Annotated in this window: 16 protein-coding genes; 4 read left to right on the forward strand and 12 right to left on the reverse strand. The window is 69.5% G+C overall.

The window, feature by feature from the left end; genetic code table 11:
* Positions 1-212: 212 nt before the first annotated feature.
* From AWB94_RS31065 to AWB94_RS31080, 4 genes are read right to left on the reverse strand one after another with little or no spacing between them, the layout of a single operon-like run.
* Complete coding sequence (locus AWB94_RS31065; RefSeq protein ID WP_062654677.1) at positions 213-605, reverse strand: universal stress protein; 393 nt, start codon at positions 603-605, stop codon at positions 213-215.
* Positions 602-2128 carry a tripartite tricarboxylate transporter permease gene (locus tag AWB94_RS31070; RefSeq protein ID WP_062654676.1) on the reverse strand — a complete coding sequence of 509 codons (1527 nt, stop codon included), beginning with the start codon at positions 2126-2128 and terminating at the stop codon, positions 602-604. Before AWB94_RS31070 ends, AWB94_RS31065 begins: the two co-directional genes overlap by 4 nt.
* Entirely contained in the window at positions 2129-2575 is a 447-nt protein-coding gene (locus AWB94_RS31075) for a tripartite tricarboxylate transporter TctB family protein (protein WP_084394931.1), read from the reverse strand. It abuts the gene before it with no gap.
* 38 nt (positions 2576-2613) lie between these two features.
* The gene (locus AWB94_RS31080) at positions 2614-3594 is read right to left on the reverse strand and encodes a Bug family tripartite tricarboxylate transporter substrate binding protein (protein WP_062654674.1); all 981 of its coding nucleotides are present in this window, start codon (positions 3592-3594) and stop codon (positions 2614-2616) included.
* 79 nt (positions 3595-3673) lie between these two features.
* On the opposite strand from AWB94_RS31080, the gene AWB94_RS31085 reads away from it, so the two are divergent.
* From AWB94_RS31085 to AWB94_RS31095, 3 genes are read left to right on the forward strand one after another with little or no spacing between them, the layout of a single operon-like run.
* Complete coding sequence (locus tag AWB94_RS31085) at positions 3674-5293, forward strand: sensor histidine kinase (RefSeq protein WP_062654712.1); 1620 nt, start codon at positions 3674-3676, stop codon at positions 5291-5293.
* Positions 5286-5951 (forward strand): response regulator, encoded by a 666-nt coding sequence (locus AWB94_RS31090; protein ID WP_062654673.1) that lies wholly within the window; start codon positions 5286-5288, stop codon positions 5949-5951. The genes AWB94_RS31085 and AWB94_RS31090 overlap by 8 nt, the downstream gene beginning before the upstream one ends.
* A gap of 57 nt (positions 5952-6008) precedes the next feature.
* Positions 6009-6734: a type 1 glutamine amidotransferase gene (locus tag AWB94_RS31095; RefSeq protein ID WP_109761948.1), complete on the forward strand. Its 726-nt coding sequence runs from the start codon at positions 6009-6011 to the stop codon at positions 6732-6734.
* Here the strand turns inward: AWB94_RS31095 and AWB94_RS31100 are convergent.
* On the reverse strand, positions 6713-8068 hold the full coding sequence (locus tag AWB94_RS31100) for a TIGR01777 family oxidoreductase (protein ID WP_062654671.1): 1356 nt from the start codon (positions 8066-8068) through the stop codon (positions 6713-6715). The genes AWB94_RS31095 and AWB94_RS31100 overlap by 22 nt on opposite strands.
* 69 nt (positions 8069-8137) lie before the next feature.
* On the opposite strand from AWB94_RS31100, the gene AWB94_RS31105 reads away from it, so the two are divergent.
* Positions 8138-8803 (forward strand): phosphoribosyltransferase, encoded by a 666-nt coding sequence (locus AWB94_RS31105; protein WP_062654670.1) that lies wholly within the window; start codon positions 8138-8140, stop codon positions 8801-8803.
* Here the strand turns inward: AWB94_RS31105 and AWB94_RS31110 are convergent.
* The 7 genes from AWB94_RS31110 to ftsZ all read right to left on the reverse strand — a co-directional run bounded on the left by AWB94_RS31110 (position 8800) and on the right by ftsZ (position 13987).
* Positions 8800-9231, reverse strand: coding sequence for an ICP22 family protein (locus AWB94_RS31110; protein ID WP_062654669.1), 432 nt, complete (start codon positions 9229-9231; stop codon positions 8800-8802). The two genes, AWB94_RS31105 and AWB94_RS31110, sit on opposite strands and share 4 nt — an antisense overlap.
* Before the next feature lie 29 nt (positions 9232-9260).
* The gene (gene wag31, locus AWB94_RS31115; protein WP_062654668.1) at positions 9261-10079 is read right to left on the reverse strand and encodes a DivIVA-like cell division protein Wag31; all 819 of its coding nucleotides are present in this window, start codon (positions 10077-10079) and stop codon (positions 9261-9263) included.
* A gap of 178 nt (positions 10080-10257) precedes the next feature.
* Entirely contained in the window at positions 10258-10560 is a 303-nt protein-coding gene (locus tag AWB94_RS31120) for a YggT family protein (protein ID WP_024451967.1), read from the reverse strand.
* 101 nt (positions 10561-10661) lie between these two features.
* Complete coding sequence (locus tag AWB94_RS31125; RefSeq protein WP_062654667.1) at positions 10662-11321, reverse strand: cell division protein SepF; 660 nt, start codon at positions 11319-11321, stop codon at positions 10662-10664.
* Positions 11322-11385: 64 nt separating this feature from the next.
* On the reverse strand, positions 11386-12132 hold the full coding sequence (locus tag AWB94_RS31130) for a YggS family pyridoxal phosphate-dependent enzyme (protein ID WP_062654666.1): 747 nt from the start codon (positions 12130-12132) through the stop codon (positions 11386-11388).
* Complete coding sequence (gene pgeF / locus AWB94_RS31135) at positions 12129-12830, reverse strand: peptidoglycan editing factor PgeF (RefSeq protein ID WP_062654665.1); 702 nt, start codon at positions 12828-12830, stop codon at positions 12129-12131. Before pgeF ends, AWB94_RS31130 begins: the two co-directional genes overlap by 4 nt.
* Before the next feature lie 5 nt (positions 12831-12835).
* Positions 12836-13987: a cell division protein FtsZ gene (ftsZ, locus tag AWB94_RS31140; RefSeq protein WP_062654664.1), complete on the reverse strand. Its 1152-nt coding sequence runs from the start codon at positions 13985-13987 to the stop codon at positions 12836-12838.
* Positions 13988-14005: the final 18 nt, after the last annotated feature.

Here is a 14005-nt window from a genome sequence, read left to right on the forward strand (position 1 = left end):
GGTAGGGCGGGGGGTACTGGGGTGGGTACTGCGCTCCCCCGGGCGGAGGCGGCGGGATGTTGCCCGGATCGACGCCGTAGGGCGGCTGTTGGGTCATGGATTCAGGATGCCAGAACTCGGCTGCGAAAGGGTCGAAGTGCGCGGGTGGGTGATCATTGCCCGCCTTCGAGCGACTTTTCAGCGACAACCGGAGCGGGTACCGATGGCCGGATTCACGCGTCGGCGGGCTTCACCGCCAGCACCGGCTTGCGGCATTCCAGCAGCAACTGCTGAGACACACTGCCCAGCAACAACTTTCCCACGGGATTGCGATGCCGGATGCCGATCACCAACAGCTCGGCCTCCGGGCGATCCATCGCGTCGAGCAGCTCGTCGACGGGATCCACCCCCACCGGCTGCGACACCTGGTAGCGCACACCGGAGGCATCGAGTTGCGCCTCCAGGCTGTGCAGCGCGCCGGATTGGGCGAACGCGGGATCGGCCAGCGCCTCCCCCTTGGTCGCGTTGATGACCAGCACATCCGTGTCGCGCAACCGCGCCTCGCGGATACCGTGCTGCAGCGCGGTATGGCCGAATTGGTCGGCGGTGTAACCGATGACGATCATGCGTTGGCCTTCTCTTCCAGGTCGTGATCCGCGGAACCGGCCGACTTGCGGCGGACCAGGCGCAGGATCAACGGCAGTGCGATCAACAGCACCATGCACACGTACACCACGATGGCCACCGGTTCGGTGAACAGGTTGCCCCAGTCACCACCGCCGAGCTGCAGGCTCTGGCGCAGCTGCCGTTCGATACGTGGGCCCAGGATGACCCCGATGATCAGCGGCAGCACCGGCAGCCCGAACCGACGCATCATCAGCCCGAGCAGACCGAACACCAGCAGCAGGGCCAGATCCAGTGGTTGCACGTTGACCGCCAACGCGCCGAGTGTGGCGAAGAACAGGATGCCGGCGTACAGGTAGGGCCGCGGCGTGCGCAGCAGCTTCGCCCACAGCGGGGCCAACGGCAGGTTCAGCACCAGCAGCAGGAAGTTGCCGATGAACAGGCTGGCGATCAGCGTCCAGATCAGCAGCGGTTCCTTTTCGAACAGCGTGGGGCCGGGCTGGATGCCGTAGGACACGAACGCCGTCAGCATCACCGCCGCGGTGGCGTTGGTGGGCAGCCCGAGCGACAGCATGGGTACCAAGGTGCCCGCGGCCGACGCGTTGTTCGCGGCCTCCGGTCCGGCGACACCTTCGATGGCGCCCTTGCCGAACTCCTCGGGATGCTTGGTCAGCTTCTTCTCGGTGATATAGGACAGGAACGTCGGCAGCTCCGCACCGCCGGCGGGCAGCGCACCGAACGGGAAACCGTAGGCGGTGCCGCGCAGCCACGGCTTCCAGGACCGCTTCCAGTCCGACCGGCTCATCCACGGCCGGCCCACCGGGATCACGTCGGCGGGCCGGCGGCGCAGATGCGCGGACACCCACAACGCCTCGCCGAGCGCGAAGATGGCCACCGCGACGACCACGATGTCGATACCGTCGGACAACAGCGGCAACCCGAAGGTGGCGCGCGGCTGCCCTGTCATGAAGTCGATGCCGATGACACCGATGGCGAGCCCGAGCAGCAGCGAGATGGCCCCGCGCAGTTTCGATTCCCCCAGCACCGCGGTCACCGCGACCAGGGCGAACAGCATGATCGCCAGGTACGACGGGGCACCGAGGGTCACTGCGAAGCGGGACACCGCCGGGGCGAACGCGGCCAGCAGGATGGTGCCGATGGTGCCCGCGACGAACGAACCGATGGCGGCGGTGGCCAGTGCCTGCGCCGCCCGCCCGGCCTTGGCCATCTTGTTGCCCTCGATCGCGGTGACCACCGACGACGACTCACCCGGGGTGTTGAGCAGGATGGAGGTCGTCGAGCCGCCGTACATACCGCCGTAGAAGATGCCGGCGAACATGATGAACGCCGCGCTGGGGCTGACGTTGTAGGTGATGGGCAGCAGCAGCGCCACCGTCATGGCCGGGCCGATACCGGGCAGCACACCCACCGCCGTACCCAGCAGCACGCCGATCACCGCGTACAGCAGATTCATCGGGGTGGCCGCCTCGGCGAACCCCTGCAGTAGCCAGCTGAAATTTTCCATCTACAGAATCCCGTCCAAAATGCCTGCGGGCAGCGGGATTCCGAGCCCGGAGTAGAACGCGTAGAAACTGCCGACCGACAGCACCGTGCCGATCACCACGTTGCGTACCCAATGCCGGCTGCCCAAAATCGTTGCCGCACCGGCGAACAGCAGGGCGCCGGTGATCGCCCAGCCCAGCGGTTGGACCGCGACGATGACGCCCACGAACAGCGCCACCAGCAGGCCGACGGTGCGCCAGTCGGCGGGGCTGTCCGGGTCGACGTCCTCGCCACCCTCCATCTGCCCGACCGACCCGCGCTCGATCGCGATCGCCAGCGCGACGGCCAACAGGATCAGTCCGATGCCGATGACGATCGGAAAGAACTTCGGCCCCACCGGATCCACCTTGGCGAAACCGGCGGTCAGTCGTAGCGCGTCGACGATCAGGAACCCGCCGACGGCCACCATCACGACGCAGATCAGATACTGCGAGCGGTCGACGGTCTTCACAGCAGACCCAGATCGGTCAGCGTCGTCGACACCCGGTGATCCTGGTCGGCGAGAAACTGTTCGAACGCCGGGCCGGTGAGGAACGCGTCACTCCAGCCATTGCGCACCAGCGCCTCCTTCCATTGGTCGGTGCCATGCAGATCGGTCAGTGCCCGCACCATCGCGTCGCGGGCGTCGTCGGAAATCCCGGGCGGGGCCAGCACGCCTCGCCAGTTGGTGAAGGTCAGGTCGATCCCGGCCTCGGTGAGAGTGGGGGCGTCGACACCCTCGACGCGTTCGGTGCCCGACACCGCGAGCACGCGGACCTGGCCGGCCTCGATCTGATCGACGTACTCGCCCAAACCCGAAGTGCCGACCGCGATCTTGCCGCCCAGCAGCGCCGTCAACAGGTCACCGCCGCCGTCGTAGGTGATGTAGTTGACCCGTTTCGGGTCGACACCGACCGCACGCGCGGTCTCCATCGGGAACAGGTGATCCGGTCCGCCGGGCGAGGATCCACCGCCGACGGTCATCCGGGCCGGGTCGGCCTTCCAGGCGGCCACGAAGTCGGCCATCGTCCGGTACGGCGAATTGGCCGGGACCAGGATGCCTTCCTGCTCCTCGACCATCTTGGCCAGTGCGGTGGCATCCGAGGCGCGCGCGGTGGAGCCGTTGGTGTAGGTCGCGCCGACCACACCGAGCCCCATCATCATCATGAGGTCGCCGTTGCCCTTCTCGTTCATCAGGCGGGCCATGGCCACCGTGCCGCCCGCGCCGATGACGTTGAAAACCTCCACCCGGCCGGTGATATCGGTGTCTTCCATGATCTTCACCGCGGTCCGCGCGGTGAGGTCGTAACCGCCGCCGGGGCTGTTGGGCACCATCATCCGCAGCCGGTGCAGCCCGGTGGTCTGCTCGCCGCGGGTCACCCCGCACGCCGTCAACAGCAGCGCCGCCACCAGCAGCACGGCCAGTCCCGCTCTGGAACGCACGGTCATCCCCCATCGTCGATGTGATGTTCGGCAATACTGGACCCACCAGGTGACGTGGGTCACGCATGAGTTCGCAAAGGAAGTTGTGGTCGTTAAGTTCACGAAACCGCCGTTCAAGGGCAGAAGCCTGGCCGGCCAATTCCTGCTGTTCCAGCTGCTGGTGGTGGCGGTGGTGCTGACCGCGGTGGCCGCGGTGTCGGTGGCGCAGTCCATCCGGGAGTTCCGCGACGTCCGGGGCCAGCGGATGATCGCGGTGGCCGAGAACGTGGCGTCCACCCCGATCGTCCGGGACCGCGTCGAAAAGCACTGGACCGACCCGTTCATCGGTCGGGTCCTGGCGCCCGACGTGGACCGTGCGGTGGCGCTGTCCGGGGCCGGTCTGGCCGAGATCCTCGACCCGGCCGGTGTGGTGCTGGTGTCCTCGGACCCCGGCCGGATCGGCGCCCACGTGGACCTGGGCGCCAGCCGCGCCGACGAGGGCCGGGCCTGGTTCGGCGACGGCGATATCGCCGGTGTGCGAAACCTGATCGGCCAGGTGCCCATCCTGGCGGCCAGCGGCGCGGTGCTGGGCATCGTGTCGGTCAGCGAGCGCTACCCCACCGTGTGGGAGCTGCTCGGCGGCGCCGGTGAACGTCTGCTGCTCTATCTGGGACTCGGCGCGGTGCTGGGGCTGGCCGCCTCGTGGCTGCTGTCCCGCCGGATCAAACGGCACACCCGCGGGCTGGAGGTCACCGAGATCGCGGGCCTGGCCGACCATCGGGAAGCATTGCTGCACAGCATCCGTGAAGGCGTGGTGGCGGTCAATCCGGACGGTGTGGTCACCGTGCTCAACGACAGCGCCCAGGAACTGCTCGGGCTGGACGCCGGCGCGGTGGGCCGGCGCGTCGACGAACTGGGACTGGAGCGCGCCGTCGTCGACTTCCTGATGTCCGGCGAGGAGGGCCACGACGTCATCATCGCCACCGGCAGCCATGTGCTGGCGCTGAACCGGCGGGCCGCCAGCAGCCAGGGCAGGCGTATCGGTACCGTCACCACCATGCGCGACAGCACCGAATTGGCGGCGCTGCAGGCCCAGTTGTCGTCGCACCGCAGCGTCACCGACACCCTCCGCGCGCAGACCCACGAGTTCGCCAATCAGCTGCACACCATCTCGGGGCTGGTGCAGCTCGGCGAGTACGACGCCGTACACGAACTCGTCGGCACCCTGACCCGCCGTCGCGCCGAGATCAACGATGCTGTCACGCAACGGGTTTCCGATCCGGCGGTGGCCGCGCTGCTGATCGCCAAGACGTCACTGGCCGCCGAGAACGGGGTCACCCTGGTGCTGGACCCGGACAGTCGGCTGCGGGCGCTGTCGCCGGCCCTGTCCACCGACGTGATCACGTTGCTGGGCAACCTGATCGACAACGCCGTGGACGCCTCGGTGGGCGCGCCGCGGGCCGAGGTGCACGTCACCGTGCGCGACGACGACGGCCTGACCATCGCCGTCACCGATTCCGGCCCAGGCGTGCCACCGCATCTGCGCGAATCGCTGTTCGCACGCGGGGTGACCTCCAAACCGGCCGGTGCGGGTGGCCCCGAGAAACAGCGCGGTATCGGGCTGGCACTGGTCCGGCTGGTCACCACCCAGCACGGCGGACACGTCGAGATCGAGGACGCGCCCGGCGGTGGCGCGTCGTTCGTGGTGCGGCTGGCCCATGCGTGACGTGCTGATCGTCGACGACGATTTCATGGTCGCCGAAATCCATCGTCGTTTCGTCGAACGGATCGACGGTTTCCGGCCCGTCGGGGTGGCGCGCACCGGCGCCGAGGCGCTGGATGCCGCCACGCAGCTGCGGCCCGATCTGATCCTGTTGGACGTGTACCTGCCCGACATGTCGGGCCTGGCGGTGCTGCACCGGCTGCGCGCTGAGGGCAACCGCGTCGGCGTCATCATGATCACCGCGGCCCGCGAGCTGGACACGGTGCGCGGCGCGCTGGACGGCGGCGCGGCCGACTACCTGATCAAGCCATTCGAATTCGAGCAGCTACGCGCCAAACTCGGGGCGTTCGCCGCCCGGGCCGACGCGCTGGCCGCCGACGGCGGGGCCGATCAATCGATGATCGACGCATTGTTCAGCGGCGCCGCCCCGGCCCCGACGACGGGGCTGCCCAAAGGCCTCGGCGCCGAGACCGGGCAGCTGGTGCTCGACGCCGTGCGCACCGCCGACGAGGTGTCCGCCGCCGAGTGCGCCGATCTGGTGGGCATCTCCCGGGTCAGCGCCCGCCGTTATCTGGAGCACTATCTGAGCACCGGCCTGCTGGAACTGCGCCTGCAATACGGCGCGGGCCGCCCCGAACGCCGTTACCGCATCGCACAGTGAGTCACGGGACCGGCCCCGAGGATGCGCCACCGGGGCCGCCGGCGAAATAATGGCCCGGTGGCGCCCAAGGTTCTCTTCCTCTGCAACGAACACCTGGCTTCGGAGGCCCTGCTCGGTGAGGCGTTCACCGAGCAGGGGTTCGACGTGCACACCTTCGAAGTGGTGCCCGCGGAGCGGGTCGACGACCCGGCCGGGGAGGTGACCTTCCCCGGCGCGGCTGACTATGACGTGATCGTGCCGCTGGGGGCCCGGTGGCCGGTGTACGACGAGGCGTTGCGCCGCACGTGGGTGGGCGCGGAGACCCGGCTGCTGCACGACGCCGCCGATGCCGGGGTGGGTGTGCTCGGGGTGTGCTTCGGTGGTCAGCTGATCGCGCAGGCCTTCGGCGGCTCGGTGTCGCGGGCGCCGGTGGCCGAGATCGGCTGGACCGATATCAGCACCGACCGGCCCGATCTGGTGCCGGGTGGCCCGTGGTTCGAATGGCATTTCGACCGGTGGACCCTGCCCCCAGGCGCGGTCGAGATCGCCAGGACCGCCCGCGCGTCACAGGCGTTCGTGTTGGGTCGGGCCCTGGCGTTGCAGTTCCACCCCGAGATCGATCACCGGCTGCTGGCCCTGTGGCTGGCCGGCGACCGCGACGGCGAGGTGATCGGCCACGGCCTCGACCATGACGAAATACTGGTCCGCACAGCCGAATTGAAGGACGACACCGCACGTCGGGTGCGCGGCCTGGTCGACGGGTTCCTCACCCAGGTGGCCCGTCAGCCATGCCCCAGTTCGTGAGCCAGCGCCGCCTCGATACCGGGGCGCCGGAACCGGTGCCCCAGCCCGAGCAGCGCGGCGGGGTGCACCCGCTGGTCGGCCTCGGCCAGTTCACGCACGCCCTGTTCGCCCAGTAGCAGCCGGGGGCCGAATGACGGCACCGGCAGCAGCGTGGGGCGGTGCAGCACCCGGCCCAGCGCGGCGGTGTATTCGGCGTTGGTCACCGGTTCGGGCGCCACGGCGTTCACCGGTCCCCTCAGCCGCTCGTCGTAGAGCGCGCGGTGGTAGACGTCGAGCAGGTCGTCCAGGCCGATCCACGACAACCACTGCGCGCCAGTGCCCAACCGGCCGCCGAGCCCCGCCGCGAACAGCGGCCGCAGCAGCCGCAGGGTGCCGCCGGCGCCCGATTGCACCACTCCGGTACGGACATTGACCACGCGCAGTCCGGCGGCCGCCGCCGGCTCGGTCGCGGCCTCCCAGTCGGCCACCACGTCGGCCAGGAAACCGGCGCCGCGGCCGCTGGTCTCGTCGAGCGGCTCGTCCCCACGGTCGTAGCCGTAGAAGCCGACCGCCGAGGCGGCGACGAACACCTTAGGGCCACCATCGCGGGTCCGGCTTGCCAGTTCGGCCAACGCGCGCGTCGGTTCGATCCGGCTGTCCCGGATGGCGTTTCGATGTTCGGCGGTGAACCGCCCCGCGATGGAGGCGCCCGCCAGATGAACCACCGCATCGACGCCGTCAAGCAGGCCGGGGTCCGGATCCGACGGATTCCATTGGCGCTCTTGAGGTCCGGTCGCACGGTGACGCACCAGCCGGATCACCCGGTGGCCACCGGTGGACAGGAACGCCGTCAGCGCCGACCCGACCAGGCCGCCGGCGCCGGTGACGGCGACGGTCAGCGAGCCCAGACCCGCGGCGGCGGCGTCACGGTGGGCCGCCAGGTCGTCGGCGAGTTGGGTGTGCCGGTAGACGAACATCGGCCGCAGCACCGCCGCGGGTACCACGGTGTCGACCCGGTCGGACACCGTGGTCGAACCCGGTCCGGCAGAGGCGAACTCGTGCGTATGCCGCCACTGCCCGACCACCCGGGCCGGCCAGGACCGCGGCCCGTCGGAGTCCAGTGCGTCGACGAAGCGGTGCGGCGGGTCGTACTCGGCCGGGTCGTGGCGCGCCACCCAGCGCAGTCCGCCCGGCAGGCCGAGCACCGCCCGCCCGTCGGCCAGCGACGACGTCTCGGACACCACCGTCATGGGTTGCCACGGCGGCACCAGCCGCCGCATGGCACCCGGGCGAGTATGCCAGTCGAAGACGACATCGAGCGGATGATCGACCACGCTGCGGTATTCGATGCCCATCGTGATTGCGCCCTTCGATGTCCGGGTATCTCGTCCTACGCTGGTGATGTCCCTATCGAAACTACCGCGATGAAGAGAGTTCTCCGCCGGACCGGATCGGTCAGGTTCGCCGACCGCAGCGATGCGGGCCGGGTCCTGGCCGGACACCTTGCGCCCTACCGGGGACGCGCCGATCTGCTGGTGCTGGGCCTGGCCCGCGGCGGGATTCCGGTGGGCTGGGAGGTGGCCGCCGCCCTGCACGCCCCGTTCGACGCGTTCCTGGTGCGCAAACTGGGTGTGCCGGACTGGCCCGAGCTCGCGATGGGCGCGCTGGCCACCGGCGGTGGGCTGGTGCTCAACAGTGATGTGATGCGCAGCCTCGACATCGGCGAGGCGCAACTGCAGGCGACGATCCGGGCCGAGACCGCCGAGCTGCATCGCCGGGAGCGTGTCTACCGCGGCGACCGGCCGCCTCCGGACCTGGCGGGCCGCACGGTGATCCTGGTGGACGACGGGGTCGCGACCGGTGCCAGCATGTTCGCCGCCGTGCGTGCGGTGCGGGCGGCCGGATGCGGGTCGGTGGTGGTGGCCGTGCCGGTGGGCTCGGAATCGACCCGCCGCGCGCTGCGGGCCGAGGCGGACGCGGTGGTCTGCGCCTGCACACCGTCGGATTTCAGCGCGGTCGGCCAGGTGTACGACGACTTCCGGCAGACCGGCGACGACGAGGTGCGCCGGCTGCTGGCGACCCCGACCTAGCTCTTGGGCTCGGCGTCCTTGTGCTCGGCGTCGGCATCGGCCTCGGCACCGGACTCGGTGGTTTCCGGCAGCTCGGTGGTCGGCTCCGCATCCGCGGCCTGCACGTCGGCGGCTTCGGCCGTGTCAGACGCCTCGGAGGGTTCGGCCGCATCGGGCGCCCCGGAAGCCTCGGCGATGTCCTCGTCGGGGTAATCCTGCACCGCGGTCTCGGGTTCTGCCGCCTCGTCCGCGGTCTCGTCGGGCTCTCCGGTGGCCGACTCGTCGGCGTTACGGTGCGACCGGTCGCGCAGCGCATCGACGATGAGCAGCAGCACACCGATCACGCTGGCACCGATACAGACCCAGGCGATGAGCTCGTTGCTGGTGACGACGGCGGCCACCAGTGAAGCCAGGCCGATGACGGCGAGGACGAGCGCAATGATCAGCATTGATCGAATTTAGCCGGTTGTGGACCTGGTCAGTTGTTTCCGCGGTTGAACTGGTTGAAGCCGCCGGAGTCGTTGGTCGCGCCGGTGTCCACCGGTGCGGCCGAACCGCGCTGGCCGAGCTCCTCGAGCTGTGATTCCAGGTAGGTCTTCAGGCGGGTGCGGTACTCGCGCTCGAAGGTGCGTAGCTGCTCGAGGCGACCTTCCAGGACCGTGCGCTGCTGGTTGATGGTGCCCATGATCTCGGAGTGCTTGCGCTCGGCATCGGCCTGCAGGGCGTCCGCCTTCTCCTGGGCCTGGCGCAGCTGCGCCTCGGACCGGGTCTGGGCGTCCGACAACAACGCATCGGCGCGCTGGCGGGCGTCGGCGACGGTGGTCTCCGCGGTGTGACGTGCCTCGCTGACCAGGGCGTCGGCCTGGGCGCGCGCATCGGAGAGCAGCTTCTCGGACTCCGCCTTGGCCGAGCTGGTGAGCCGGTCGGCGGTGTCCTGGGCCAGGCTGAGCACCTTGGCGGCCCGGACGTGGTGGTCTTCGGAGACGGGAGCGGCCGGCGCCTGGACGACGGGCTGCGGCGCCTCGTAGACCGGCTGCACAACAGGCTCCGGCTCGGGCTCGGGCTGGTATGCGGGGATGGACTGGGTGGGCTGAGCGCCGCCGGAGCGGGCGCCGGCCAACTCCTGGTCGAGCTCGGCCACGCGCTGACGCAGGTCGGCGTTCTCCTCGATGAGCCTGGTGAGCTCGTTCTCCACCAGGTCGAGGAACGCGTCGACCTCGTCCTCGTTGTAGCCGCGTTTACCGATAGGCGGCTTACTGAATGCGACGTTGTGAACGTCGGCTGGTGTGAGCGGCATCGTCTGCCCCCTTGAAGTCTGGACCGTCAACCGGTTTCAAAGTGTAGAGCGTCGGTACGAGTAACTGGCGTCCATCCTGTCACAGCAGACCCGGCGGTTGCAGAGGAGGTCGATAATTAAGAGCTAATTTCAATCTTCTCCGCTGGTAGCGGGCCTGGCCCGGGCTCGCGCAGCGGCGTCAGCCGGCCGAACCGGCCGCGGCCCCGAAGGCCAGCTGCATGCCGATGAATGCGACCAGCAACAGCACCATGATGGACAGGTCGAAGCGCACCGCGCCGATGGTCAGTTGCGGGATCAGTCGGCGCAGCAGCTTCACCGGCGGGTCCGTCACGGACAGGATCAGCTCGAGGATCACCACCGTCAGTCCCTTGGGGTGCCAGTCCCGGCTGAACGACCGGATGAACTCCACGACCACGCGCGCGATCAGCAGGAGCCAGAACACGAACAGCGCGAAACCCAGGATCTCGAAGAACAGCGCCAACTGAAGCCGACCTCACTACGGCGGAAACACGATTGCGAACCGGTGGGACCAGCGAGGTCCCTTGGAAATCAGCCTACCCGGCGTCGCCCGGGCGCCCGCTGCTACTGGTAGGAGTAGAAGCCGGCCTCGGCGATACGGCGCCGCTCCTCGGCCGTGACGTCGACATCGGCCGGCGAGAGCAGGAAGACCTTGGTGGCCACCTTGTCGAACGAGCCACGCAGGGCGAATGCCAGCCCGGCGGCGAAATCGACGAGACGCTTGGCGTCGGCATTGTCCATCGAGACCAGGTCCATGATCACCGGCGTGCCGTCGCGGAACCGCTCACCGATGGTGCGGGCCTCGCTGTAATCCTTGGGGCGCAGCGTGGTGATCTTGGCCAGCGGGCTGCCGGCCTCGAACAGCTCGGCCATCCGGCGCGGCTCCATCGCCAGCGCACCGCGGGTGGCGGCGGCGGCGAACCGCGGCGCGGGGCGGTCGAACTCACGCGGCGCGCGCAGCCGGCCTTCGAATCGCGGTGAGTCGTATCCGCCGCGGTATCCCCCCGGCGCCATGTCCATATCGCGCTCGTACTCGCGCGGGCCGCGATCATCGAAGCCGCGACCGTCGCGCGGCTCCCGGCCGTACCCCTCGTCCTCGAAGCGGTCCTCGACGGCCCGGCGGGCATAGCTGCGCGCCGGCCGCTCGTCGTCGTAGTAGTCATCCTCGTAGTCGTCCATCGGCGCCATACCGAAGTAGGCCTTGACCTTGTGCAGTGTGCTCATCGCCTGCCCCTTCTGCTGCTGATGTCTTTGTTATCTGTGATGAAGATGTGACTGGAGTGACTACTCAGGGTGACGTTAGCGGGCGTTGCCCCATGAGCGCGGTACCGACACGCACACACGTCGATCCGTGTCGCACAGCTATCTCCATATCGCCGGACATGCCAGCCGACAGGCCCAGCCGGTGAGCGAACGACCGCTGCACGCGGTCGCGCTCCGCGGCCAGTTGGGCAAAGGCGTCTTCGGCGTCCCAGCCCAACGGCGGAATCCCCATCAGCCCAGCGAATTCCAGAGCGTCGATGGCATGGGCGGCGGCGCACAGCTCAAGAATCTGGTCCGGCGCGCTGACCGGCACCCCGCCCCGGGCGGGATCACCGTCCAGGCTGATCTGCAGGTAGATCCGCAGCGGCTCGGTGCGCCGGCCCTCGGCCATCTCCTGTTCGGCGGCACCGCCGAGTGCGGCGATCAGCCGGGCACTGTCCACCGAATGGGCCGCATAAGCCCAGCGGGCCACCGCGCGCGCCTTGTTGCGCTGGATGCTGCCGACCATGTGCCAGCGGATCCGCTCGCCGGGGAACTGCGCGGCGACGGTGTCGACCTTCTTGGCCGCCTCCTGCTCGCGGGATTCGCCGAAGTCGGTGCAGCCCAGCCGGTGCAGGATGACCACGTCGGAGGCCGGGAAGAACTTGGTGACCGGGAGCAGTTCGATATCGCGGACATCGCGGCCGGCCGCCTCGGCGGCAGCGGCCAGCCGCGACCGGACCGCGGCCAGCGATCCGGCCAACTCCGCGTCGCGGTGCGTCTGGCCGGTCATTGCATCCACACCAATGACGCCAGCCGGCCGGTGGGCGCCCCGCGCCGATGGCTGAACAGCTGAGGGTCCTCGACGGTGCACCGCGGGTCGACGTCGATCGCGGTGACGCCCAAGGTGGTGAGTTGCCTGACGACTCCGGCCCGGATGTCCAAACCGGGAGTGCCCTTGGCGGTGGTGGTGCGGCTACCGGGCAGCGCGGCCTCGACCTCGTCGGCCATCGCGGCGGGCACCTCGTAGTTGCGGCCGCTGACCGCCGGGCCGAGCAGCACCGAGATATCGCCGACCGAGGCACCCAGGCCCACCATGGTGTCCACCGTGCGCGCGACGATGCCCAATTGCGCACCGACCCGGCCGGCATGCGCGGCACCGATGACGCCGGCGCGCGCGTCGGCCAGTAGCACCGGGACACAATCGGCGGACAGTACCGCCAGCGCCAGCCGCGGCGTGGTGGTCACCAGCGCGTCGGTGTCGTCGACCGTGGTCCCGGGATCGCCGTCGACCACCACGACGTGGTCGGAATGGACCTGATTCATCCAGACGACGGCGTCGGCGCTGATGGCATCGGCCAGCCGCGTGCGGTTGGCCGCCACCGCCGCCGGATCGTCGCCGACGTGATCGCCGAGATTGAAGGAGTCATACGGCGGCCGCGAGACACCGCCCCCGCGGGTGGTGGTGACCCGCCGAACCCGTACGGGCACGGCGTCTAGTGGCGCATGAAGGGCGGCACGTCGACGTCGTCATCAGAGATGCCGCCGTCATCCGGACCGCCGATTCGGACGGTGGCGCCGTTGGTGTGCCCGGCGGGCACACTGACCGCGTCGGCCGGTTCGAACACCGAGGACCGGACGTTGCCCGCCGCACCGGACGCAATGGTCTGCGCGCCACCGGTCACCGGCTTGCGGCTCGGGGTGACGCTGTCGAAGCCCGCGGCGATGACGGTGACGCGCACCTCGTCGCCCAGCGAGTCGTCGATGACGGTGCCGAAGATGATGTTGGCGTCGGCGTGGGCGGCCTCCTGCACCAGCGAGGCGGCCTCGTTGATCTCGAACAGGCCCAGGTCGCTGCCACCGGCCACCGACAGCAGCACGCCCTGCGCGCCCTCCATCGAGGCTTCCAGCAGCGGCGAGTTGATGGCGATCTCGGCGGCCTTGAGCGCGCGGCCGTCACCGCGGGCCGACCCGATGCCCATCAGCGCGGTGCCCGCGCCGCTCATCACGCCCTTGACGTCGGCGAAGTCGACGTTGATCAGGCCGGGGGTGGTGATCAGGTCGGTGATGCCCTGCACGCCGTTGAGCAGCACCTCGTCGGCACTGCGGAAGGCGTCCATCAGCGAGACGGCGGCGTCGCCCATCTGCAGCAGCCGGTCGTTGGGGATGACGATCAGGGTGTCGCAGCTTTCGCGCAGCGACTGGATTCCGGATTCGGCCTGGTTGGAGCGACGCTTGCCCTCGAAGGAGAACGGCCGGGTGACCACGCCGACGGTCAGCGCGCCGAGCTTGCGGGCGATGGATGCGACGACCGGCGCGCCGCCGGTGCCGGTACCGCCACCCTCACCGGCGGTGACGAACACCATGTCGGCGCCGCGCAGCAGTTCCTCGATATCGTCCTTGGCGTCCTCGGCGGCCTTGCGGCCCACCTCCGGGTCCGCACCGGCACCCAGACCACGGGTGGAGTCGCGGCCGACGTCGAGCTTGACGTCCGCATCGCTCATCAGCAGCGCCTGCGCGTCGGTGTTGATGGCGATGAACTCCACGCCTTTGAGGCCGTGCTCGATCATCCGGTTGACGGCATTGACGCCGCCGCCGCCGATGCCGACCACCTTGATGACGGCGAGGTAGTTATGCGGGGGGGTCATCGGTTGCCTTCCTCCCAG

The sequence above is a fragment of the Mycolicibacterium canariasense genome (assembly GCF_002101555.1).
Lineage (GTDB): Bacteria > Actinomycetota > Actinomycetes > Mycobacteriales > Mycobacteriaceae > Mycobacterium > Mycobacterium canariasense.